The sequence below is a fragment of the Roseivirga pacifica genome (assembly GCF_900111145.1).
GTDB classification, from domain to species: domain Bacteria; phylum Bacteroidota; class Bacteroidia; order Cytophagales; family Cyclobacteriaceae; genus Roseivirga; species Roseivirga pacifica.
In genome coordinates this window covers 1826743-1849083 of record NZ_FOIR01000001.1, presented here as the reverse complement: position 1 = coordinate 1849083, position 22341 = coordinate 1826743, and the positions used below count along the sequence as shown (strand labels likewise).

The following is a 22341-nucleotide window of genomic DNA, read 5'->3' as shown; positions in this document are numbered from 1 at the left end:
CGTAATGCTTACGCTTTAACAGCTTTGCCTTTAGACTGAAAAATAAGACCACCCACAATGGTGATAATAAAGCCGATAAGAAAAACCGTAAGGAACATTAATAAAAACTGCCCTGGCACGGACATCATAAAGCCTTGGTCGGCCATAAAAACATCAAACTGTTGCTTAAACGTTGGTGAGTTAACATCAAGCCCCATACTATACGCAAAGTACTTCTCATTGAATTTGGGGTCAATTATAAGTACATACACCACATTATAAAGACCAAAAGCAAGCCCTCCCAAGGCCGCAATACTCGTACCCAGCTTCATGCTTTCGCCAAAAGTGAGCAGTCCATTTTGTTCCTTTTTGTAAGAATACAGGGCTAACAATATGAGTAATTCTGCAACCAGAATTGTAGAGTAGCCAACTACTTCTCCCGCTGCAAAAGACTCGGGGCCTGTACCCATTATTGGAATAGTGAGCAATGGAATACCCACTACCAAGGCACTACTTATCACTCCGTACTTTTGAATAATCTTTTTCATAACTGTTGTTTAGTTTGACCCAAAACAGGGCAAAAGCGCGGTTTTAGCACTCATACTTTAGTACCAAAATAGTAAAACGAGGCCAACAAAAGTTTAAGCATGAATAATTCTCAAAGCCTTAGCCTTGGTTACGGCTTGTGCTCTGCGCTTCACATCAAGCTTTACAAAAAGATTGGAAACATGTGTTTTTATAGTGCTCTCAGAAAGAAAGAGTTTTTCGGCCACCTCCTTGTTTGAAAAACCTTCGGCAATTAATTGCAGCACTTCCATTTCTCGCTCCGATAACCCGAGTGTTTTAACCTGCTCATGGTCTATGGCCACTGGCGCAGTAACCTCTACAATTCGTTCTTTGCGCAGCTTTAGTCCAACGTAAATACCGAGACCAACAAACACGGCACCACTCAGGGCTATGATAACATCGCTCGAAAGTTCTGGGATGAACAAAGACGCTTTGCTGAGTTCGAACAGAATAAGCAATGCGGCTATAATCAACCCAAACCGGAAGATGGTTTTCAACATAATTACTAAGAATGTGGGTTGAAACTACTAAAACCAGACTAGCTTGAAAAAGCAATTTTGCAAGAGACTATGCTTTCCCCACCCACCCTTGCAATTTCTTCTCTAAAAACCTTCTTTCTGTAATATTCTGTGCCTGCGAAATAGCCTTTTGAAGGTACACCCGTGCCTTGGACCACTCACCAACATCAGCCAACAAATCTGCCTTTAGCGCCAAAAACGACTGATTCCCTTTGATCTCTGCTTCTATTGCTGTCATTTCTTTTAAAGCAGCCTTAGCACCAGCAACCTTGCTCAACACCACAACGCGACTCATTAAAACCACTGGCGATGGTTTTATTTCCTTTAAAGTATCGTAAAGCCCTAAAATTGCTTTCCAATTGGTCTTTTCGTAGGTGGACGCTGTGGTATAATAGCAGGCAATTGCAGCCTCTAGTTGGTACACGGAAGTACCTTCAAACTTTGAGGAATCCTGCAAAAACTGCCAGCCCCATTGAATATGCCCTTCGTCATACAAGCTGCGGTTTTGCTCAGCTAAGGTCAGCAAACGCCCCGATTCATCCATTCTGGCCGGAAAACGAGCGGCTTTAAAAAGCATCATTGCAATAAGCGCTTTTAGCTCTCCTTTGTCGCAGTTGGGTTCGTTTGTCAATAAAAATGCTAACCGAATGGCTTCTTCACACAAATCGGTTCGAATGAGTTCTGGTCCTTCTGTTGCCTTGTACCCTTCGTTAAAGAGCAGGTAAATTACTTGCAATACCGTCTCCAATCGCTCGATAAGGGCAGCTCCACTTGGCACAACCAACTCACCAACATCGTGCTTAAATTTTTGCTTGGCTCTGGTTATCGCGCGCTTGGTCGCTTCTTCATTCTTAAGCAAAGCCCTGGCTATTTCTTTTACCGAAAGACCACAAAGCAACTTGAGACTTAACATCAACTGCTCAGCAGGCTTCATTAATGGATGGCAGCATGCAAAAATCATCCTTAGCTGATCATCAATCAGCTCTTTTTCTTCAATATCGCTTTGCCCTTCGCTAGCAGCTTCGGCCACATTTCCCTCCCATTCAACAGCGCGGTTTTGCTTTCTCAAATAGTCTATCAGCTGATTGTTGGCAACACGGTATAACCAAGCCGTTGGGTTATCGGGCACCGTTTTAAATGCCCAAACTTTGGCTGCTTTCAACAGTGCCTCCTGCACGGCATCTTCAATAGCATCTATTAAGTGGGGAGCGTATTTATTGGCAAAAAGCGAGACAAGCTTTCCGTATTCGTGCCTAAAGAGCGTATCCAGTTGCTGGTTTATGGTGTTTTGAGAAGGCATGGCGGTGCTTATAAGGTAACTCCAGATATTAAAAGTACTAATTGCCTCAAAAAAATAACCCTAAGAAATACGTCACCCTGCCCCGAATATTCAGAATTGGCTCAGGGCGACATATTTTGGTCGAGATTCAAAGATGCTGAACTTGTTCAGCACGAGATATGATTTTACATATCCACAATCTCTCTCACTTCTATATGACCATCTTCAGCATCCAAAATTGGACATCCTTTGGTTTGAGCTACGGCCTCGTCTAAAGACGTGGCGTTCATCATTAAATAACCACCTACAATTTCGGCACCCTCGGCAAATGGCCCATCGGTAACAACCTTGCCGCCACCCGACACCTGTTTGCCCTCAGCCTTTAATGGCAAACTATCGATTAAAAGCCCTTTTTCGGCCAAACCTTCCATCCAAACTCTCCATTCATCCATATGGGCTTGAACTTCTTCTGGAGACATAGTGGCCATGCGCTCATCGCCTCCTCTAAATAGACATAAATACTTTTGCATTTTGTTTCGTTTTAAGTGTTTTGAATTGAATTAACTATCGCGATTTATTGAGTTGACGTTTGACCGAAACTCAGGGGACATTTTTTTAAAAAAATTTATTCACTCACTAAATCCATCGCCTCTTTTAAAATTCCAACCACTCTTTTTTGCTCTTCTTTATTTATGGACGCAAAGCCCAATCTCAAACCATTGTCTGCCGTCTTTCTATAGTTATAGTTTTCATAGTTAGGGATAATTAGTCCGCGCTGCTTACAAAGCTCTGCCACTCTACTCCAATTCATGCCCTGCCGTAGCTTTGCCCAAACAGCCATCCCTCCTTCCGGCTCTTTGAATTTAAGATATTCGCCCAACTCTTGCTTCAGCAATCCACAGAAATGATCACGCCTTTCCCTATAAAGCTTCAAGGCTTTCTTAGAATGTCTCTGATAATCTCCATGCTCAATCATCATGGCTACAGATCTTTCCAAAAGCGTATCTCCTTGCCTGTCAATTATTCTACGAACATGCCCTAGCTCCTCTATAAAATCCTTCGGACCAACCAAATACCCTACGCGATAAGCTGGCGCAACTATTTTACAAATTGCCCCAATGTAAAGCACATTACCCGACCGGTCTGCGCTTGCGAGCGGCAGCATTGGCGCATTCCGATAATGAAAATCATAGTCGTAATCATCTTCAATAATGGCAAATCCGTATTGTTGAGCCAATTGCAAAAGGTGAATCCTACGGTCGGCACTTAGAGTAACTGTAGTTGGGTGATGGTGATGCGAGGTTACATAAACTGCTCGTATGGGCTTAGCTTTACAGACCTCTTCCAGCTTATGGGTATCAATTCCCTTGTCATCTACGGGGACATAAATCAACTTGGCACCTGCATTTTGAAGTGTTAGCGTAGCCGCTACATAATTGGTGTCTCCAACTACAGCCAAACCACCCTCTCTAAACAAAATTTTGCAAGCCAAATACATCCCCATTTGACTCCCCCGTGTAATAATAATCTGGTCGGGGCTTACTTGCATGCCTCTAGTTTCCTTTAGATAACCTGCCAAAGTATTCCTTAACAGCTCATCGCCATACACTGAACCATAAGACAAATATTTAGCGTTATACGCTCGTGAAACGATGCGCTTATAATGTCGAATAAGCTCCTGAACAGGCGCTATCCGCACATCAGGAATCCCCTCATCTAAAGTAAACTCGCTGGTTACCGAAGGTAAGTACCTGTGAAGAAACTCTCTTTTATAGAATCGAAAACCCGACTTTTCAGTCACCCCACCATTAGCCTTATCATCAAAACCTTGAGTCTTTACCGTTGGCAGCTCATTGCTTACAAAGGCTCCCTTTGAGGGCAAAATATCAACCCAACCTTGACTTACAAGTTCATCGTAAGCAGCTATGGCAGTTTTCCGGTGCACATGAAAATCTACCGCCAAAGTTCTACTACTTGGCAGCCTCATTCCACTCGTCAAAACACCCGATTTAATGAGTTGAACAATTCCATTGCTCAACTGAACATACAATGCTTGCTCGGAAAGCCTATTGAGACTGATAAGGTTTTGTAAGGAAATCAACCGGACTACTTTATATATAAAAACTGGATTACAGTGGTAGTCCAATAAATATAGACATTTGAGTACTTAACAATTCGATCTTATGGCTGAATTCGAAAAAAAACCACTGAACAAAGTAATGCGAGGGCCGAAACGCGCCACTTACGACAAAACTAAAATCTATGAGATTCTCGACTCCCATTTTCTTTGCCATGTTCCTTACACTTTTGAAGGCACCGCTATTGTAATACCAACAGCCTACGGCCGTAAAAGAGATGTAGTCTACATTCACGGATCTATGAAAAACCGTATGATGCTCAGTCTACTGAATCAGTCACAAGTGAGTTTTACAGTTACTCATTTAGATGGACTCGTACTGGCGCGTTCAGTTTTTCATCATTCGATGAACTACCGTTCGGCCACGGTTTTTGGTAAACCGTTTTTGGTAGCAAACGATGCTGACAAAATGGAGGCGCTAGAATTGATAGTGGACAATATGATACCCGGAAGATGGAAAGAAGCCCGCGAACCAAATCAAAAAGAGCTAGATGCTACTCTGGTTGTTGGCATTGAAATTACCGATGCCTCAGCAAAAATCCGTGACGAAGGCGCCAACGATGAGCTAGCCGACATGGACTTGGATGTTTGGGCAGGAGTGTTGGAAATAGAAACCAACCCTGGCAAAGTGGTTAAAAACGCTGACGCAAAGCCGGAGCTGGAAACACCTGAATCTGTTAAGGGTTTTAGGTTTGTAAATCATGGGGTTCAAGGTTAAGTGAGCGGATTCTTTTGGGTATCACTCCGAGCGAAACCTTAACACTTACTGTTACCACTCATAACTAAGCGCGCACATTAGGGGCACAAAAAAAGAATTTGCCCTATCTTCGCGCCCAAATGAAAAAGGTACTTTTAACCCTTTATTCGGTTTACGGGCTCTTAGTCTTCTTACTCACTTTTTTAGCCCTACTCCCCTTCTTTCTTCTGGCTATCTTTGTTAAGCCTTTCGAAGGATTGGCCGCACCACTAAACTTTATTTGGGCCCGGGTGTTTTTCTTTTTCCTATTTCTTAACCGAACCAAGCTATACTTTGAAGAAAAGGTAAATTCTAAACAGCGATACCTTTTCTGCGCAAATCATACTTCTTACCTAGACATCCCAACTGTTGGGCTCATTTGGCACAACTTTAAGTTTATTGGGAAGGCTTCCTTAAGAAAAGTGCCGCTTTGGGGCTTTATGTACAGCAGGCTACATATTTTAGTAGATAGGGGCAGTTTAAGAAGCCGCCACAATAGCTGGCTAAAGGTAAAAGAAGCCATTCACAAAGGCTTTAGCGTGGTCTTTTTCCCCGAAGGAGGAATTCTGAGCAAAAACCCACCACACATGGTGAATTTTAAAGAGGGAAGCTTTCGCATTGCGGTAGAAGAACAAATTCCCATTGTGCCTATCACAATTCCTTACAATCACATACTTTTACCTGATAAAATGCCGCTTACCATGCACCCCGGCCGTGTTGAAATACATGTACACAAAGCCATTTGGCCAACAGGAACGGACGATAAAGCGGTGGCCGAACTAAAGCAAAAAGTGAGAGCGGTTATTGAAAACAAACTCGAGGAAATAGGAGCATATGAAGGTAGATAAAGAAGCCCTGCACAAAGTTGCCCATTTGGCTAGGTTGAACGTAAAACCTGAAGAAGAGCCTAAGCTAATTGAGGATTTGAGTAAGATCCTTACATGGGTGGAGCAGTTAAAGGAAGTAGACACCACTGGTGTAGCGCCACTTACGCACATGACAGCCGAAGTGAATGTGTTGCGTAAAGATGTAGCCGAAAAAACCATCCGCCACGAAGCCGCACTCAAGAACGCACCATCAAAAAATGATGACTTTTTTAAAGTCCCTAAAGTACTGAAGCGCAATGATTAACGCTTTTCAGCGTAATTAATGCATCACACTCACACATGCTCGATCAACGCATAACATCCGTACTCCAAAAGCTGGCCATTGCACTGTTTGCTTTTAGTGCCATATTCTTCATTTACGCCTGGGTTACAGGCGACAGCCTAATTTTGCCTTGGGATACCGAGACAGACTTTCAAGTCCGTCCGCTGCTGTTGGAGTACTTTCAATTAAACGGCAAACCAAGTGGAGTCCGCATTGACCAAATCCTCTCTTGGCAAAAGTTTACTGTTGGTGAGCTGCAGTATTTAGAATGGCCTCAGTATGTATTGCTCGGGCTTTTTGTAATGGCCATGTGGCTTATTACGGCCACCATCTCCCTACTCGATAGGTTTAGTTTTCTACTGGGATCCGGCATAATCATTCTAATGATTTCTCAGCTAAGATTAGAAGAGCTAGGCTTTGCCCAAGAATACATTACTTATGGGTTAATGGGTGCTTACTTTGCGCTTACCTACTATTTTCAGGCTTTTAAGCCACATAGCAGCTTTGCCCTCCGATTAGGGATGAGTGCCTTGGTTTACACCACTTTGATTGTACTTTTTGCCTTGTTCGCCCGTACGGAAAACACCGCCATGGTGGCCACGGCATTCAGCGTGATGGGGCCAGCTATTCTCGCGGCACTTTTCATTCTTTTCATTGCGGGCGAAAACATCTATATCTTTTTTAAGGTAACCACAAGCTCAGCTTCTAATGGTAAAAACGGACTCATTCATTTCTCCATTATTGGCATTATCTACCTACTCATTTGTGTGGCGCTTTTTATGGAAAAGAATGGCGATATTCAGTTTGACATCTTCCTGATTGAGCCACGTACGCTACTACTTTGTTCAGTTGTGGCGGCCTATTTTAGCTTTGACAATCGCCACAAGAGTTATGAGATCGAGCAACAGTTAGGGCTTTTAAAGCAGGTGCTCTTCCCCATTGCTGCTGCACTTACCCTTGGCCTGTACGCCTATTGCGACATTACTGGCACTGATGCGCTTAGAAGTGGCCTAGATTGGGCGATTATACTGGCGCATTTCACTATGGGTGTTGCTTACTTTGTGTATACGCTCATCAACTTTTTGCCCGAAGTGCTACAGAAATTACCCGTTTGGAAAATCTATTACCAAGGTGAAAGAACTGCCATTCTCACCCTTCGGCTTATGGGTTTCATTTTATTCTTGGGTGGAATTTTCTACACAGAATACAGGCCCTTCTATCAGGTAAAAGCAGGGCAATATGCCATGCTAGGCGCTTTGGGCGAGCATGTAGAAAATGACCTTATTGCCAAGCAATACTACGACCAAAGTGTTTACTATGAGTTTTACAATTTCAAAGCAAACTATGGGCTTTCGCGCCTATTAAGAGAGAGCGGTAAACCAGCCGAAAGCCGCAACCAGTTACGCAGTATTTTTAGAGGTCAAGAGCACGCCAAAGCAAGAATAAAACTAGCCAATAGCTACGCAGAAAGTGATGACATCTACAGAGAGCTTACCACCTTGCAACAAACACCTGAAGCAACATACAATGCTGAAGTGCAAAACAACTTGGCGCTAGCACATTATCGATTCGAAAGCTACGATTCGGCCTACAAGTACCTGAGCAAAAGCCGCGCTGGCGCCTCTATAGTTAGCGAAGGCAACTTAGCCGCCCTCAACTACGATGTAGCCTCACTCATTAATTTTGACACTACGGCAAACTATAGTCACACGGACAATATTCATGTAAAGATCAATCGCCAAGCATTGGCAAATGAGCAAAAGCTCGACATTCCGTTTAACTATTCGCCTGCGCCCGATACTTTGCTGGTTAGGAGCGAACTTTTCTACCTATACAATGCCGCCATAACTCAAGGCGACACACAAGGGGAAAAAGTGCTAGAAGCGCTCAACTACTATTTAGAAAACCCTAAAAACGAGCAGTACGATAGTTTCCTTCTATTGGCCAAAGCAATACTGCTATATGACGAAGGCATGGTGAATGAGGCTTTCAAGACCCTTGATATAGTGATTGCCCGAAGCCCTATTAGCTCTGGTTTCCAGCTGTTTGTCAAAGCCATCTGGTGTTTCGATCAAGGCCTGAATGAAGAAACGGTAAAATATGTAAACGAATCGAAAGCGCGGGCTTATCAAGACGAGCAGCTTTATGAATTTATTGAAGCAGTAAAAAATATGCGCCAATACACTGAAGGTGCAGATATAAGCCAAGCCCTAGCCGAAGCTAAATCGCTCCAAAATGGAGATAGTACTGCGTATGCCAATGCACTTACCAGGGTAGCCAGTATGAATGCTTTCGATGCGCAGTCTACCTTAACAGCGATAGAATTATTAGAGAAACATGGAGCAAGCACCGACAACGTTTACAAGCTTTTGCAAGAGGCCGTTTCCATTAATAATAAATCACCCCAACTCTTAGAAGCCTACATTTATCAATGCGTAGAGAATGGGCTTTCGAGCTTTGGCCGTACCGCTTTAGACAAATATTCTACTTTGGTTGAATACGAGCAGTATTTTGAGGTAGCCAAAACATTCAACCAAAAACTGGAAGCACGAAGAAACAATAATGAATAACCGCGCGGCTTTTTAACCTGTAATCCGCAAGGTATTCCGCTCACGTAAAGTCAATTCGGCTAGCAAAATTCTTTTTATTGTTTTGGGTTCGTTAAACCTTTCGTGTAATAAAATAGTATTAGATTAAACTTTTTAGGACACGCTGACGTCATACAAGCATGAGCAAAACGGTAATAAAGACTACAGATATCGCAAAAGCATATCAAATGGGTAGCGAAACCATTCGCGCCTTAAAATCTGTAAGCATCGAGATCAAACAAGGTGAGTACGTGTCATTCATGGGACCTTCTGGTTCGGGTAAATCTACCCTTATGAACATGATCGGCTGTTTGGATACACCTTCTGGTGGCCAATACATTCTAAACGGCAACGATGTGAGTGATATGACGGAAAACGAATTAGCTGAGGTTCGAAACAAAGAAATTGGCTTCGTATTCCAAACATTTAACCTTTTGCCAAGAGCTTCATCTTTAGAAAACGTAGCCCTACCGTTGATTTATGCTGGCTATAGCAAAGCAGAACGCGAAGAAAAAGCTCTAGCCGCTTTGGCTGGTGTTGGCTTGGCAGAAAGATGTCACCACAAACCAAACGAACTTTCGGGTGGTCAGCGCCAAAGGGTAGCCATTGCCAGGGCTTTGGTAAACGACCCTTCAATCATTTTGGCCGATGAGCCTACTGGTAACTTGGATACCAAAACCTCATACGACATTATGGACCTGTTTGCTCAGCTTCACGACAAAGGCAACACCATTATTATGGTAACGCACGAAGATGACATTGCCGAGTATTCGCACAGAATTGTAAGACTTCGCGATGGTTTGATCGAGAAAGATGTGGTTAACGAAAATCCAACAAGGATTAACCCACTTAAGCAGCAAGCTGCTCAAGAACAAGAAGCATAAGCTTTGAAAATATATACCAAAACTGGAGACAAAGGCAGCACCTCTTTATTAGGAGGTGCCCGTGTTTCCAAAGCACACCTGCGTATTGAAGCCTATGGCACAGTTGATGAACTGAACAGTTACATTGGCCTACTACGCGATCAACCCGCCAACGAGCAACGCAAAGATCTGCTCAAAACCATTCAAGATAGGCTATTTACACTAGGGGCTGAATTAGCTACCGAACCAGGCAAAGACAAGGTAGTTAAACCAGACCTGTTCGACTCGGACGTAAAATTACTTGAAACCGAGATGGATAAAATGGAGGCTGATTTACCGGCCTTGACCAATTTCATTTTGCCTGGTGGGCACCAGTCAGTGTCGTATGCACACATTGCACGTTGTGTTTGCCGCAGAGCCGAACGCATCTCCGTAGCCCTTGGCGAAACAGAGCCAGTAGCCGAAATAGTAACTCAATATCTCAACCGTCTTTCTGACTTTTTATTTGTGTTAGGCCGTAAAATGGCACAAGACCTTGAAGCAGAAGAGGTTAAATGGGAGCCTCGAAAGAAATAAAATTCTTTCCTGTTTAATAATTGGGTCGCAATACATTATTTCAGAATTTTATTAGTGTAAATTAGATTTTACTCCCAATATTCTTCGGAGCTAAAAGATTACAACTACCTGAATACTAATATTTTAGCAATGCAACAACGTTTGCATTAGGTTTAGGGTATTTGTATTTTTGTTGACCTATAAAATTGAAGTGATATGATTGATACGGCTACTATCCGAATTGAAAAAACTGCTCAATCACGAATTAATGAGCTAGACGAAACCAACATTCCATTCGGTCAGCTTTATTCTGACCACATGTTTATGGCAGATTATGTTAATGGTGAATGGAAAGACCTAAGGATTACGCCTTATCAAAACATATCTATCAGCCCGGCAAATACCACATTACACTATGCCATTACTATTTTTGAGGGCTTAAAGGCATACAGAAACGAAGCAGGAGAAATCATCATTTTCCGCCCACAGGCCAACGCTCAGCGCTTGAACATTTCTGCCGAAAGAATGTGTATTCCTGAAGTACCAGAAGATCTATTTATGGACGCTTTAACGGAGCTTATTAAACTTGATAGTTCTTGGGTTCCTTCAGCGCCAAACACTTCGCTGTACATTCGCCCATTTGTATTTGGTACTGACGAATACATAGGCATTCGCCCTTCACAAAACTTCCGTTTCATGATCATCACTTGTCCGGTTGGAGCTTATTATTCTAAACCTGTAAATGTGAAGATCGAGACCAAATTCTCTCGCGCATTCGAAGGTGGAACTGGTTTTGCTAAAGCTGGAGGCAACTATGCCGCTAGCCTTTACCCTGCACGCTTAGCCCAGCAACAAGGTTTTGACCAGTTAATTTGGACTGACGGAAAGACCCACGAATACGTGGAGGAGTCTGGTACAATGAACTTGGTTTTCATAATTGATGGAAAGCTGATGACAGCACCTACTTCAGGCACAATTCTAAAAGGAATTACACGCGATAGCGTTTTAACCATTGCCAAGGAATGGGGCATTGAGGTGATTGAAAAACCGCTAGCTGTTAAAGAAATTGTAGAAGCTGCCAAAGCCGGAAGGCTGCAAGAAGCATTTGGTGTAGGCACGGCTGCTACCATTGCACCAATTGGTAAAATTGGTTTTGAAGATGAAACATTTGAGTTGCCTTCTCCAGAAAATTGGACTATCTCTAAGCGCATTCTAGATGAGTTAAATGCAATTAGAACAGGAAAAAAAGAAGATACTCATGGATGGACTTACAAAGTTTAACGTCCGTTAACGATAAATTTGCGTAATTAGCACCAAGCATGAAAAGAAAACCACTCCTTATCGTGCTTGGGCTTTTTTTTATCGCTTTATCAGCCAACGCCCAGGCCTACCTTGTTCTTCGTAAAAAAGGAACCAAAAGAAAATATGAATACACCGTAGGCGACCAGCTCGTATACAAGCAAAAAGGCCAAGAGGTTTTCTTTGCAGACCGTATTACAGAGTTCGCGGACAGCACCATTATTCTTGAAAACAACCTAATACTGCTGGAGCAAATTGAAGTTGTAGACGTAAGACATGCCAACACCAACCGTTCCGAGTTTTTGCGAGTAGCAGAAGTTTATTTACCAGTAATTGGTGGCGGGCTTTTCCTCCTAGATCAGATCAATAACACTTTGGTTGACGGTAACGACCTTTCCATTCATGAAGGCACTGCCATAACCAGCGGAGCAATGATAGGTACCGGCCTGGCCTTAAAAGCTGCTAGGCGTAAAAAGGTGGACCTTACCAACCCCAAATTCGAAATCTACATAGTAGACTTAAAGTAAAGGCTCCATTCTAGCTTGCGTTATGACACACGTAATTAGAATTCTCAAAAAAGACCTTTTCATAGAAAAGCCGCTCTACACTCCTGAGTTTCGTAAGGAATTTAGTGTATGGCCAAAGTCATATCATGCCACTGGCGGTTATATGGAAGGCAAAACGCTTCTTCTTCCACAAAAACATCAACAATCGGCCATTGCGGAAAAAGAAACTTCCTGCATCTTAATTATTGAAGACATACTCAAAAAGGAAGTCGAAATACTCGCTTTTAAAAGGCCGAACACACCGTGGCATTACCAATTTCTTTCCATTCATTACGCCAGCAACCTTGCCTTCCCCGTTTACCTTAACTACACAAAAAACGATGCATTTTTAGGCGCCCCAACCCGGCACGACCATAAGATTGGCGAACTGAAATTGGAAACACCCCATCACTATAAACTAAATGGAAAAATTGATTGGGGAAGAAGACAAAGGCGTTTCCGTGAAATAGAGTTGCTAATCAGCTACTTGGGTGAAGCAGATGCCATAGAAGTTAGACAGACCGCCACAACTGATATCCTCACAACAAACCAAGCCACACGATTGGTTGACGAGCGAAAGATTTTGTCTTAATACAGAAAGATTAATTAAGCGCAAAAATCAACTGGGCTAATTGATACTTAACGCGCATTTCACCACCTTTGCCCTCCAAAATTTATTCACTATGACTTCAGACCAACTGAAAGATTTAAAGGCACGTGTTGACGCCTTGAGGAGGTATCTTTGACTACGATGTTAAGAAACGCGAAGTAGAAGAAGACGAACTTGTAACCGCACAACCAGATTTTTGGAACGACCCCAAAGCCGCAGAAAGAGTACTAAAAGATATTCGAGCCAAAAAAGTTTGGGTAACCAGCTTTGAGGCAGTAAGCACCGCTACTGAAGACCTTGAAACCCTCAACGAATTCTTCGAAATGGGAGAAGGGTCTGAGCAAGAAATTCAAGCCGCATACAACAAAGCATTGGAGCTATTAGAAGAGCTTGAGTTTAAGAAAATGCTTAGTGGCGAAGAAGACCAGCTGAATGGCATGATAGAAATTAACCCAGGAGCCGGTGGCACCGAGAGTAACGACTGGGCCGAAATTCTTATGCGCATGTACATTATGTGGGGTGAGAAAAAAGGTATGAAAGTTCGCCAAGTGAACTATCAGCCGGGTGAAGTTGCTGGGCTTAAGTCTTGTACGTTAGAATTCGAAGGCGAATTTGCTTATGGACAGCTTAAGTCGGAAACCGGAGTACACCGCTTGGTGCGCATCTCTCCTTTCGATTCGGGAGGACGCAGACACACCTCTTTTGCCTCGGTATTTGCCTACCCTGTGGTAGATGATACCATTGAGGTAGAGATCAACCCATCGGACATTAGCTGGGACACCTTCCGTTCGGGTGGTGCTGGTGGACAGAACGTAAACAAGGTAGAAACTGGTGTGCGTTTGAAACACGCGCCATCGGGCATTATCATCGAAAATACAGAAACTCGTTCGCAGCTTGGCAACAAGGAAAAAGCCTTGGCCATGCTGAAGTCGCGCCTATACCAAATAGAGATGGAAAAGCGCTATGCCGAACGCGATAAAGTGGAAGGTGAAAAGATGCGCGTAGACTTTGGTTCGCAGATTAGGAACTACGTATTGCACCCTTATAAATTAATTAAAGATAATAGAACAGGGGTGGAACGAACCGATGTACAAAATGTGTTAGACGGGGACTTAGATGATTTCATCAAGGCCTATTTGATGCAAAATTAGATTTATGAGTTCGCAAAAAAGCATTTTCTCCGTACAGTTCTTCCTACTCTGTACGAGTTCATTTTTGTTTTTTTCGAGCTTCAATATGATCGTTCCCGATCTCTACAACTACCTTACTACACTGGGTGGTGGTGAGCTAAAGGGTTTTGTGATTTCGCTTTTCACTGTTACGGCTGGGCTCTCCCGTCCGTTTAGTGGCAAGCTTTCCGACACAATAGGCAGAATACCCGTGATGATTGTAGGCGCTGGCGTCTGCTTTGTCATGGGTTTTCTTTATCCCCTAGTCGGAACCGTTTGGGCTTTTATGCTACTGCGCTTTTTACACGGATTTTCTACTGGTTTTAAACCCACAGGAACTTCAGCATACATTGCCGATATAGTGCCGGCCAACCGCAGAGGTGAGGCCATGGGCTACTCTGGTTTGTTCGGTAGCATAGGTATGGCCGCAGGCCCTAGCTTTGGCCCAAAAATCACCGAAGCATTTGGGTTAGAAACCATGTTTTACACTTCTTCGGTATTGGCATTACTATCTGTGCTCATTTTAATCGGCATGAAAGAAACGCTTAAAAACACACAGCGTTTTCATCCGAGTTTAATGGTAATCAGAAAAGACGAGGTATTAGAACCCCGCGTTTTCAATCCCTCTATACTGTTTTTACTCACCTCGTTTTCTTTTGGTGCAGCGCTTACGCTTATGCCAGATTTGGCGGAACATGTAGGCTTCAAAGGTGGTGACAAAGGGATTTTCTTTACAGTGTTTGTAATTGCCTCGTTAATCATTCGCATTTTGGCAGGGAAAGCTTCCGATAAATACGGGAGAGTAATTGTACTGAAATGGGCGGCTTTTTCCATTGTAATTGCCGACATTATGATTGCCTATACCAATACCCCTACCATGTTGATATTAAGCGCCATTGCTTTTGGAGTGGCAGTAGGCATGAATACGCCAACCATTTATGCTTGGACAATTGATTTGAGCCTAGAAAAGGCTCGCGGAAAAGGCTTGGCCACCATGTACATAGCTCTGGAAATTGGTATTGGACTGGGCGCTCTCATTAGCGGCTTTATTTATAGCAATGAGATTGCCAATTTAAGGCTGGCTTTTCTTACTTGTGCAGCAACCGCGTTTAGCGGCTTATTATTTCTAAACTTTGGGCTAAATTTGGGTAATCGTGTTACCGCAAAATTTGGCTAATGACTTTTCCCAAATCACTTCTCCCCTTTTTAGTTCTTTCCTTACTCAACCTGATTGCCGCAGCAACGGACATAGCCATGTTAGGCTTTATTACCAAACCCCTGCTGATGCCGGCCTTAGGGCTTTACTTCTACCAAAGCACGCAAAAAACACCACTCAATAAGTTTATTTTTGCCGCTCTTTTCTTTAGCTTTTTAGGCGACACCTTGCTCATGTTCACCGACTATTCCAGTAACTTCTTTCTTGCAGGTTTAGTGGCTTTTTTAATTGCTCACATCGTTTATATCATCATGAATATCAACTTTGTGAATGATCAAGAGAGCAAAATGAAACTACAATGGCAAGACGCTATCTTTTTCCTCGTAGGCTTACTAATCTTCAGCATTATTAAGAACGATCTGGGCGAAATGTACATCCCAACAATTGTTTACACCACGGTAATTTGCATCATGGGTTTGAGCGCCAGAAAGCGCTGGAAGAAAACCGAGATGAAAGACTTTTGGTGGGTAATGGGTGGCGCGGTGCTATTTATGGTAAGCGACTCAATATTGGCCATTAACAAATTCACTTTTCCATTTCCTCAAGCAGGATTTTTAGTAATGCTTACCTACTTGACCGGTCAGTACATGTTGGTAGAGGGTTTTAGGCAGTTTATTCAGAAGTTAAAAGTTTAACTCTTCCTCGTTGTAAACGAGGATTTCTGAGCAGTGCATTTTCAATGTATAGCAGTACCAAAAGATATTATTCATTGGCAAACTTGTCGGTGACAACACCGACAAGGGAAAAAAGGTGAGGTTTTCACAAGCCCTCTCTACAAACGAGAACTAGACTGAAGAGTAGACTTAGTTAATCCTTCTTACTTTCCCGCTGCCAGAAACATTGGTATTTACAGAAGTAGGTTTGCCGCTATAGTAAACTCCTCCGCTGCCAGAGATTCGCACGTCTAAATCGCCATACACGGTAATTGAACCTCTACCAGAACCTGAGATACGCACATCAAAATCGTCAACTTTTAGGTCTTCAGCCAACAACTTGCCAGAGCCACTGATGCTCAACATGCCCGACTTAGCTGCTCCTGTTAACTCTATATTGCCCGAACCTGATATCCTTGTTTCCAAACGTCCAGCGTCAATTTCCATTTCGATATCGCCTGAGCCGGAAATAGCAGCTCTAAAGTCGTCTGCTTTTATCAGAGTCTTACCAATAATGTCGCCAGAACCGCTTACGGTAACAGCCTCTAACTCAACAACCGTAATGTAAACGTTCACATCTGAGCGAGAACTTCCCCAAATATTCCAGCCTGACTCTCTGCGGTTGGATATTTCCAATTCACCCCCACGCACGTCCGTTCTAATGTCTTCCAAATCATCACGATCGCCTTCCAAGATCACCTCATTTTTATTGCCCTGAGTAATGTACACCTTAGCCGATGTTCTCAGTTTTACTTCGTCAAACCTACCCACCTCACGGGTTTCTCTTTGCTGGGCAAAAGCACCAAGTGTGAATAAGACTAATGTAAATGCGATCAATATTCTTCTGTTCATATCTTTTGGATTTCACTATCAATGACATGCATTGACGACTATGGTTGCATTAGAAACTACGAATTTTCTCCGCAGCCAACTTCTTAAACCGAATATAAAGCAAAACTGCGGCAACTGTAAGGCCTATGAGCAAACCATACCAAATTCCCTCCGGCCCCATATCGAACACGAAGCCCAACAAATAGCTGCATGGAATAGCAAGCCCCCAATAAGCCACAAATGTGATGATGGTGGGCACTTTCACATCGGACATGCCCCGGAGCGCCCCAAGACCAACTACTTGCACGCCATCCGAAAGCTGGAAAAAGCCTGCCACAATGATTAAGGAACCCGCGATTTCAATCACATCAGGTGCATCTACATAAAGCGTTGGGAAAAAGTTGCTGAATACAATAAATATCAATGAACAGAAAGTCATAAAGATGAGTGCCATAACAAAGCCTGTGTTGCCAACCTTCATTAGGTTAGCCCCATCTTTCAGCCCTATTTGGTTACCCACCCGAACGGTAGAAGCTGCCGAAATACCCGTGGCCATCATGTAGCTAATAGAAACCAAACTGATGGCAATCTGATGTGCCGCCAAAGGCAAGGTGCCCATCCAGCCCATCATAAGTGCTGCCATGGCAAAGGCGCCAACCTCAAACACAAACTGAGCACCACTCGGCACACCAATCTTCAGTATTGGTTTGAACAGATCGAGTTTGGCCTTGAGCAACTGAAAACCGGCACGATAATCTTTAAATTTGGAGTATCTATAAACAAACAGGCTTAACCCTACTGCCATTAAACAGCGCGAAATAAAAGTACCCCAACCTGCTCCGTTCAAGCCCATTTCAGGAAAACCGAACTTACCATAAATGAGTAGATAGTTGAAAATTACATTCACCACATTAGCTGCTATGGTAATGTACATGGTAGGTTTGGTTACCGATTTACCTTCCGCAAACTGCCTAAAACCTTGAAAGATCATCATGGGTACGAGGGATGCTGCAATGATCAAAAAGTACGGTCGCCCAAGGGCAACTACCTCATCGGGTTGACCTAACAACGGCATGGCAAACGAAACCCCAAAGAGCACGGTAAAAATCACTATTCCCGTAAGTATGGAAAGGATAATGCCATTGCGTAGCACTCGGATAATCTGATTTTGATTGCCCTGCCCATCAGCTTGAGCTACTAATGGTGTAATGCCGTAAGACAAGCCAATGCCGAACATCATAAACACTCCCATTAAATTGTTAGCAAAAGAAGAGGCTGCCAATGGCTCGGGTCCAATTTGACCAACCATGATGCTATCTACAATCCCCACCAAAATATGCCCCATTTGGCTGAGCATAACCGGATAAGCAAGGACAAAGGTCTTCCGTAAATGTTGTTGGTATGAAAGCGTATTCGACATAAAGAAATGTGCACAACCCTAGTGCAGTTTATTTATAAATGCATATTTCAGAATAGCCCCAACGCTTAAACTATCCGTAATTGTTCCTTCCAAAACCATATTTAAAGCTTCTTTAAAATGCAGTTTCTTAATAGCCAACTCCTCGGTATCGTCAAAATCAGTCTCTCCCTGCGATAGACCTGTAGCTATATAAACCATCCCCACTTCGTCAGTTACGGAATTGGAAGTGTGAATCTTCATTAAAAACTCCAATTTTTCGGCTACAAGACCGGTTTCTTCTTTGAGTTCGCGCAAAGCGCCTTGCTCATAACCTTCTTCAGTTGGCACCGCACCCATAGGTATTTCCCAGCTATATTCGTTGAGCGTATATCGGTACTGTCCTACCAACCATGTATTGCCATCTTCATCTATTGGCAGAGTGGCAACAGCTTTTCCCTTAAAAGAAACCTTGCCATAAATCCCCTCGCTACCCGTAGGCGTTATCACCTCATATTCGTCTAGCCGAATCCAAGGGTTTTCGTAAACCTTCTTACCACTTAGCGTCTTCCAAGGATTTTTTGTCTCATCCATGCCGCAAAAATAGCCATTGCTTTCGACTTCCATCTTCCCTTTGTATGTTTATTGCCCTATGCTAGCGAAAGACTTTGGATCGGAAAAAATTGAAGCAGGATGCGATGAAGCAGGGCGCGGCCCACTGGCTGGCCCCGTAGTGGCTGCAGCGGTAATTCTTCCCGATGGTTATGAACACGAGCTCCTAAACGACTCTAAAAAATTGAGCCAGAAAAAGCTCGATTTGCTGGAAGAGGAAATCAAAAAAAATGCTTTGGCCTACCATGTGATAGAGGTAAGCCCCGAAGAAATTGATGAAGTAAATATTTTGAATGCTTCGTTTTTGGCCATGCACCGCGCGATTGAGCAACTGACAACTACACCAGAATTGCTTCTGATTGATGGCAACAAATTCAAACCATACAAGGACATTCCGCATGAATGCATAGTAAAAGGCGATGGCAAGTACATGAGCATTGCAGCAGCCTCTATTTTAGCCAAAACCCATCGCGACAGAGTAATGCGACAAGCCGCACAGCAATACCCAGGCTATGGCTGGGAAAAGAATGTAGGCTACCCCACCAAACAACACCGAGAAGCCATAAAAAAAATCGGAATCACTCCCTTACACAGAAAGTCATTCCGATTATTACCCGAACAAATGGAGTTGTTTTAAAAAGCCTCAATGCTGTTGATAAACCTTTGCCACAATTCTCCAGCCGCTATCAAACTTCAATAAACTCAAATAGTCGGTATACACATGCTTGCCCTGATTATGCAGCTCTACTTTTACCTGAGCGGCATGACCTGTAACATCTACATTAGCAAATTTATGCTCCCACTTATTCTTCGCGTCTGAGGCATCGTAGCCGTTTGCCTTGCGCTTCTCCACACCATCTGCCCAAGCTTTAATTGGGTACTTGCTTATCTGCTCTCCCTTTGGTGAATAGATGGCAAAATCTTCGTGAAAGCCCTTGCGCATGGCATCCGCATTCAGTTCGTTAAAAGCGCCATTGATGTAGGCATTGTAAACCAATTCTTTCACATCATCGACAGCAGCTGCGTTTTCAGTATTTTTGAGTGCGAAAGATGAAGTGAAGTAAACAAGCGCTACAAGCGCCAATAGACTTAGGGAGACTTTTTTCATAGTGTTGACCTTTTTAGTTTATCCTTTTGTACTCCTCAAAAAGGTAATCGGTTACGTTTCATGCAAAAAAACAACCTACCTGCCTTTAAAATCAGATAGGTTGCCTTTCAAGAGTAAGCGTTTGTTTTTACTCGTATCTCAATGATTTTACCGGATTTTGTCGCGCTGCATTTACCACTTTTCCCGAAATAGAGATCAAAGCAATCAAGAGAATACTCACAATTGGTACTATAAAGGTCAAAGAGTTCATATCCATATGATAGGTCCAAATGGTGTCCATCAGCATTTGTGTTAAGTAATAGCCAGCCACACTGCCAAGCACCGCACCCACGGACACCAAAATTAAAAATGGACGGTTGATCAGTGTGGTAATTCGTACTACTGTAGCTCCTAAAACCTTTCGTATACCAATCTCCTTTGTTCTACTTAAAATGTTAATAGAAACCAAAGTAAAGAGCCCTATTGCCGACAGTATGATGGCGATTACTGAGAGGAAAACGAAGATGGTTACAATGTTCGCATTCACTTCCTTAGCTTCACCGAGAATGCCTTCTTCTTGAATAAAACCGCTATAAGGTCTATCATCTACCACCTGCGGCCATGTGGCCTCCAAGTAATCATCTACTTGTGTAATTTGAGAAGCATCCACTTTTACCAGCAGGTTGCTTACCTCATCTTCATTGAAAAGGCGCATCATAATCGGATCAATCGGGTCCCAAAGTCCCGCATCGAAGAAATCCTTAACCACCCCAACTACATTGTATCTTATGGTATCGAATAAATAGAAAGTCTCCCCAAGCACATCTTCAGGATTTTGATAGCCAAAATTTCGCGCCATTTTCTGGTTAACTACAATAGAATTTGTCCTATCCAACTCTTGATTGGCCTTATCGAAAGGCCTACCAGCCAAAACCTGCATACCTGAAGCCAGCATGTAATCAACCCCAATATCCATTATGTCTACCTCAAACTCCTGATCTTTATTTTTAACCGGTCTGGCTGGCACCCCCCACCCAATATGATGACGCGTAGGAGCTGTTTCCTGAATCAGGGGATTGGAAGTAATTGTGTTGCGCATCTGCTTCATTTCGGCCGCATCGGCCATTGGCAGCATAATCAATTTTTCTTTTTCGTAACCCTGATCGAGGTTCTCTTGGTAAGAGGCGTTTTGCAAAAAGGCAAAACCTGAAACCAAAGCCAGCACAGAAATCATAAACTGAATGGAAAGTAGAATTTTCGCCAAAATGCTCGAGCTATTCACTTTAAGCGTTCCTCTTAGAATGGAAACAGGCTTAAAACGGCTCACATAAAGTGCAGGGTAACCACCTGCCAAAAGCGCTGTTCCGAGCAATACAGCGATTAAGAAAAATAACAAATCGGGGTGTTGCGAAAAACTTAAGTGAATGGTTAAGCCTGGCCACATGGCACTGTATGCCGGCACCAACCAGGTTGCCATCGCCAAGCCCACAATCAAGGCCATTAGGCATAAAAACAGATTTTCGGCCAAAAATTGTAGCATCAACTGTTCTCTACTACCGCCTAGTGTTTTTCTTACGCCAATCTCTTTTAATCGTTTGTTTGACATCGCAATTGCCGTGTTGGTAAAGTTGAAACAAGCCAATAACAGAATCAGAATCGCCATAATGTTTGGCGCTACTATGGCCGCCTCGTTCATAGCCTGCCACATCCAGCCTCCGTATAAATCGCGCTGATTTACTGGCGCTTCCTCCATAGATTGAACCCAGAAGCTTGAAAGCTCAAAGTCCCTTCGAGCCTCATTCTGAATGGGGATGTACTTTTGCATCATCCCTGGAATTCGTTCGGCCAAACTGGCATCGGTAGTTTGTACATAAACAGCCGCCACAAACTGCGCCCAATCATTGCGCTTTATCCCCTTAATTCTCACGTAGTTCTCCCAATTAGTAAAGGACTGAAACTGCATTAGGGTGTTTTCAGGAATTGGCTCAAATACTCCCCCAACTTTAAAAATCCAGTTGGAGCCATCGTTATTCACTAGCTCCACAGTTTCTCCCATTGGATTCACATCTCCAAAAAGCGCTATGGCTGTTTCGTTAGAAAGGTAGATGTATGAGATGTCGTTATAGTGCTCAATAGAGCCGTACTTAAGCGGGAACGTGAACATCTCGAAGAAGTCTTCGTCACCAAAACCTATATTTCGGTTGAAGATTCTGTTGCCAGATTTAATGGTAATACCATCTGTATTGTAGCGAGAAACATGTTTTAGCCCTGGCACATCTTCCTTGAGCCTATTGGCCAAGGCCGCAGGGGCAAAATTATATGGCACCTCATTGGCTTGCATTTGTCTATTGCTGCTGAGCATATAAATCTCATCCTTGTTGAGGTGATTATCGTCAAACGATTTTGCAAAATCGTAATTGAGATATGCTACGATACAGCATGCTAGTGCTAGCCCTAATCCTATTACATTAATAAAAGCAAAGACCTTGCTTTTGAGGACACTACGTAAAGTGACCTTTAGAAAATTCTTAAACATTGTTTTGACCTTTTGA

General features: G+C 43.2%; 23 protein-coding genes. 13 read left to right on the top strand and 10 right to left on the bottom strand.

The window, feature by feature from the left end; translation table 11 throughout:
• Positions 1 to 8: 8 nt before the first annotated feature.
• From BMW98_RS08375 to BMW98_RS08355, 5 genes are all read right to left on the bottom strand, one after another.
• Positions 9 to 527 carry a DUF4199 domain-containing protein gene (locus BMW98_RS08375; protein ID WP_090258045.1) on the bottom strand — a complete coding sequence of 173 codons (519 nt, stop codon included), beginning with the start codon at positions 525 to 527 and terminating at the stop codon, positions 9 to 11.
• Positions 528 to 620: 93 nt separating this feature from the next.
• Complete coding sequence (locus BMW98_RS20665; protein ID WP_090258044.1) at positions 621 to 1046, bottom strand: response regulator transcription factor; 426 nt, start codon at positions 1044 to 1046, stop codon at positions 621 to 623.
• A gap of 67 nt (positions 1047 to 1113) precedes the next feature.
• The gene (locus BMW98_RS08365; RefSeq protein ID WP_090258043.1) at positions 1114 to 2364 is read right to left on the bottom strand and encodes an RNA polymerase sigma factor; all 1251 of its coding nucleotides are present in this window, start codon (positions 2362 to 2364) and stop codon (positions 1114 to 1116) included.
• A 164-nt stretch (positions 2365 to 2528) separates the two neighbouring features.
• The gene (locus BMW98_RS08360; RefSeq protein ID WP_090258042.1) at positions 2529 to 2873 is read right to left on the bottom strand and encodes a YciI family protein; all 345 of its coding nucleotides are present in this window, start codon (positions 2871 to 2873) and stop codon (positions 2529 to 2531) included.
• 95 nt (positions 2874 to 2968) lie between these two features.
• Positions 2969 to 4444, bottom strand: a complete 1476-nt coding sequence (locus BMW98_RS08355) for an aminotransferase-like domain-containing protein (protein WP_162844704.1) — start codon at positions 4442 to 4444, stop codon at positions 2969 to 2971.
• An 82-nt stretch (positions 4445 to 4526) separates the two neighbouring features.
• Here BMW98_RS08355 and BMW98_RS08350 point away from each other — a divergent pair, with 82 nt between their 5' ends.
• From BMW98_RS08350 to BMW98_RS08295, 12 genes are all read left to right on the top strand, one after another.
• The gene (locus BMW98_RS08350) at positions 4527 to 5198 is read left to right on the top strand and encodes a pyridoxamine 5'-phosphate oxidase family protein (RefSeq protein WP_090258040.1); all 672 of its coding nucleotides are present in this window, start codon (positions 4527 to 4529) and stop codon (positions 5196 to 5198) included.
• Between the two features lie 119 nt (positions 5199 to 5317).
• Complete coding sequence (locus BMW98_RS08345) at positions 5318 to 6064, top strand: lysophospholipid acyltransferase family protein (RefSeq protein ID WP_090258039.1); 747 nt, start codon at positions 5318 to 5320, stop codon at positions 6062 to 6064.
• Positions 6051 to 6347, top strand: coding sequence for an Asp-tRNA(Asn)/Glu-tRNA(Gln) amidotransferase subunit GatC (gatC, locus tag BMW98_RS08340; protein WP_090258038.1), 297 nt, complete (start codon positions 6051 to 6053; stop codon positions 6345 to 6347). Before BMW98_RS08345 ends, gatC begins: the two co-directional genes overlap by 14 nt.
• A gap of 35 nt (positions 6348 to 6382) precedes the next feature.
• Positions 6383 to 8935 carry a tetratricopeptide repeat protein gene (locus BMW98_RS08335; RefSeq protein ID WP_090258037.1) on the top strand — a complete coding sequence of 851 codons (2553 nt, stop codon included), beginning with the start codon at positions 6383 to 6385 and terminating at the stop codon, positions 8933 to 8935.
• A 158-nt stretch (positions 8936 to 9093) separates the two neighbouring features.
• Positions 9094 to 9837: an ABC transporter ATP-binding protein gene (locus tag BMW98_RS08330; RefSeq protein ID WP_090258036.1), complete on the top strand. Its 744-nt coding sequence runs from the start codon at positions 9094 to 9096 to the stop codon at positions 9835 to 9837.
• A 3-nt stretch (positions 9838 to 9840) separates the two neighbouring features.
• Entirely contained in the window at positions 9841 to 10392 is a 552-nt protein-coding gene (locus BMW98_RS08325; protein ID WP_090258035.1) for a cob(I)yrinic acid a,c-diamide adenosyltransferase, read from the top strand.
• A 195-nt stretch (positions 10393 to 10587) separates the two neighbouring features.
• Complete coding sequence (locus BMW98_RS08320) at positions 10588 to 11652, top strand: branched-chain amino acid aminotransferase (RefSeq protein WP_090258034.1); 1065 nt, start codon at positions 10588 to 10590, stop codon at positions 11650 to 11652.
• 38 nt (positions 11653 to 11690) lie between these two features.
• Complete coding sequence (locus BMW98_RS08315; protein ID WP_090258033.1) at positions 11691 to 12197, top strand: hypothetical protein; 507 nt, start codon at positions 11691 to 11693, stop codon at positions 12195 to 12197.
• A gap of 22 nt (positions 12198 to 12219) precedes the next feature.
• Positions 12220 to 12807, top strand: coding sequence for a hypothetical protein (locus BMW98_RS08310; protein WP_090258032.1), 588 nt, complete (start codon positions 12220 to 12222; stop codon positions 12805 to 12807).
• 91 nt (positions 12808 to 12898) lie between these two features.
• Positions 12899 to 13976 (top strand): peptide chain release factor 2 gene (gene prfB, locus BMW98_RS08305; RefSeq protein ID WP_185116628.1). Its coding sequence is split into 2 segments (ribosomal slippage): positions 12899 to 12949 and positions 12951 to 13976, totalling 1077 coding nucleotides; the frame shifts between segments, so codons are not numbered across the junction.
• Positions 13977 to 13980: 4 nt separating this feature from the next.
• Positions 13981 to 15171, top strand: a complete 1191-nt coding sequence (locus BMW98_RS08300) for an MFS transporter (RefSeq protein WP_245733518.1) — start codon at positions 13981 to 13983, stop codon at positions 15169 to 15171.
• A complete protein-coding gene (locus BMW98_RS08295; protein ID WP_090258031.1) occupies positions 15171 to 15845 on the top strand; it encodes a lysoplasmalogenase in 675 nt (224 codons plus the stop codon). The genes BMW98_RS08300 and BMW98_RS08295 overlap by 1 nt, the downstream gene beginning before the upstream one ends.
• Positions 15846 to 16013: 168 nt before the next feature.
• Here BMW98_RS08295 and BMW98_RS08290 read toward each other — a convergent pair whose 3' ends face one another.
• Genes BMW98_RS08290 through BMW98_RS08280 form a run of 3 tightly spaced genes read right to left on the bottom strand, consistent with a single transcriptional unit; the run spans position 16014 to position 18717 of the window.
• Positions 16014 to 16715 (bottom strand): head GIN domain-containing protein, encoded by a 702-nt coding sequence (locus tag BMW98_RS08290; RefSeq protein WP_090258030.1) that lies wholly within the window; start codon positions 16713 to 16715, stop codon positions 16014 to 16016.
• A gap of 49 nt (positions 16716 to 16764) precedes the next feature.
• The gene (locus tag BMW98_RS08285; protein WP_090258029.1) at positions 16765 to 18114 is read right to left on the bottom strand and encodes an MATE family efflux transporter; all 1350 of its coding nucleotides are present in this window, start codon (positions 18112 to 18114) and stop codon (positions 16765 to 16767) included.
• A gap of 18 nt (positions 18115 to 18132) precedes the next feature.
• Positions 18133 to 18717 carry an NUDIX domain-containing protein gene (locus tag BMW98_RS08280; RefSeq protein ID WP_245733517.1) on the bottom strand — a complete coding sequence of 195 codons (585 nt, stop codon included), beginning with the start codon at positions 18715 to 18717 and terminating at the stop codon, positions 18133 to 18135.
• A gap of 25 nt (positions 18718 to 18742) precedes the next feature.
• On the opposite strand from BMW98_RS08280, the gene BMW98_RS08275 reads away from it, so the two are divergent.
• Entirely contained in the window at positions 18743 to 19339 is a 597-nt protein-coding gene (locus tag BMW98_RS08275; RefSeq protein ID WP_090258028.1) for a ribonuclease HII, read from the top strand.
• A 6-nt stretch (positions 19340 to 19345) separates the two neighbouring features.
• On the opposite strand, the gene BMW98_RS08270 is transcribed toward BMW98_RS08275, so the two are convergent.
• Both BMW98_RS08270 and BMW98_RS08265 read right to left on the bottom strand, forming a co-directional pair.
• The gene (locus BMW98_RS08270) at positions 19346 to 19810 is read right to left on the bottom strand and encodes a nuclear transport factor 2 family protein (protein WP_090258027.1); all 465 of its coding nucleotides are present in this window, start codon (positions 19808 to 19810) and stop codon (positions 19346 to 19348) included.
• A 127-nt stretch (positions 19811 to 19937) separates the two neighbouring features.
• On the bottom strand, positions 19938 to 22325 hold the full coding sequence (locus BMW98_RS08265; RefSeq protein WP_090258026.1) for an ABC transporter permease: 2388 nt from the start codon (positions 22323 to 22325) through the stop codon (positions 19938 to 19940).
• Positions 22326 to 22341: the final 16 nt, after the last annotated feature.

What these genes read in the sequence shown, in the direction of transcription:
- BMW98_RS08375 (WP_090258045.1), bottom strand. Translation starts at nt 527, where the DNA reads ATGAAAAAGATTATTCAAAAGTACGGAGTGATAAGTAGTGCCTTGGTA.
- BMW98_RS20665 (WP_090258044.1), bottom strand. Translation starts at nt 1,046, where the DNA reads ATGTTGAAAACCATCTTCCGGTTTGGGTTGATTATAGCCGCATTGCTT.
- BMW98_RS08365 (WP_090258043.1), bottom strand. Translation starts at nt 2,364, where the DNA reads ATGCCTTCTCAAAACACCATAAACCAGCAACTGGATACGCTCTTTAGG.
- BMW98_RS08360 (WP_090258042.1), bottom strand. Translation starts at nt 2,873, where the DNA reads ATGCAAAAGTATTTATGTCTATTTAGAGGAGGCGATGAGCGCATGGCC.
- BMW98_RS08350 (WP_090258040.1), top strand. Translation starts at nt 4,527, where the DNA reads ATGGCTGAATTCGAAAAAAAACCACTGAACAAAGTAATGCGAGGGCCG.
- BMW98_RS08345 (WP_090258039.1), top strand. Translation starts at nt 5,318, where the DNA reads ATGAAAAAGGTACTTTTAACCCTTTATTCGGTTTACGGGCTCTTAGTC.
- gatC (WP_090258038.1), top strand. Translation starts at nt 6,051, where the DNA reads ATGAAGGTAGATAAAGAAGCCCTGCACAAAGTTGCCCATTTGGCTAGG.
- BMW98_RS08335 (WP_090258037.1), top strand. Translation starts at nt 6,383, where the DNA reads ATGCTCGATCAACGCATAACATCCGTACTCCAAAAGCTGGCCATTGCA.
- BMW98_RS08330 (WP_090258036.1), top strand. Translation starts at nt 9,094, where the DNA reads ATGAGCAAAACGGTAATAAAGACTACAGATATCGCAAAAGCATATCAA.
- BMW98_RS08320 (WP_090258034.1), top strand. Translation starts at nt 10,588, where the DNA reads ATGATTGATACGGCTACTATCCGAATTGAAAAAACTGCTCAATCACGA.
- BMW98_RS08315 (WP_090258033.1), top strand. Translation starts at nt 11,691, where the DNA reads ATGAAAAGAAAACCACTCCTTATCGTGCTTGGGCTTTTTTTTATCGCT.
- BMW98_RS08310 (WP_090258032.1), top strand. Translation starts at nt 12,220, where the DNA reads ATGACACACGTAATTAGAATTCTCAAAAAAGACCTTTTCATAGAAAAG.
- BMW98_RS08300 (WP_245733518.1), top strand. Translation starts at nt 13,981, where the DNA reads ATGAGTTCGCAAAAAAGCATTTTCTCCGTACAGTTCTTCCTACTCTGT.
- BMW98_RS08295 (WP_090258031.1), top strand. Translation starts at nt 15,171, where the DNA reads ATGACTTTTCCCAAATCACTTCTCCCCTTTTTAGTTCTTTCCTTACTC.
- BMW98_RS08290 (WP_090258030.1), bottom strand. Translation starts at nt 16,715, where the DNA reads ATGAACAGAAGAATATTGATCGCATTTACATTAGTCTTATTCACACTT.
- BMW98_RS08285 (WP_090258029.1), bottom strand. Translation starts at nt 18,114, where the DNA reads ATGTCGAATACGCTTTCATACCAACAACATTTACGGAAGACCTTTGTC.
- BMW98_RS08280 (WP_245733517.1), bottom strand. Translation starts at nt 18,717, where the DNA reads ATGGAAGTCGAAAGCAATGGCTATTTTTGCGGCATGGATGAGACAAAA.
- BMW98_RS08275 (WP_090258028.1), top strand. Translation starts at nt 18,743, where the DNA reads ATGCTAGCGAAAGACTTTGGATCGGAAAAAATTGAAGCAGGATGCGAT.
- BMW98_RS08270 (WP_090258027.1), bottom strand. Translation starts at nt 19,810, where the DNA reads ATGAAAAAAGTCTCCCTAAGTCTATTGGCGCTTGTAGCGCTTGTTTAC.
- BMW98_RS08265 (WP_090258026.1), bottom strand. Translation starts at nt 22,325, where the DNA reads ATGTTTAAGAATTTTCTAAAGGTCACTTTACGTAGTGTCCTCAAAAGC.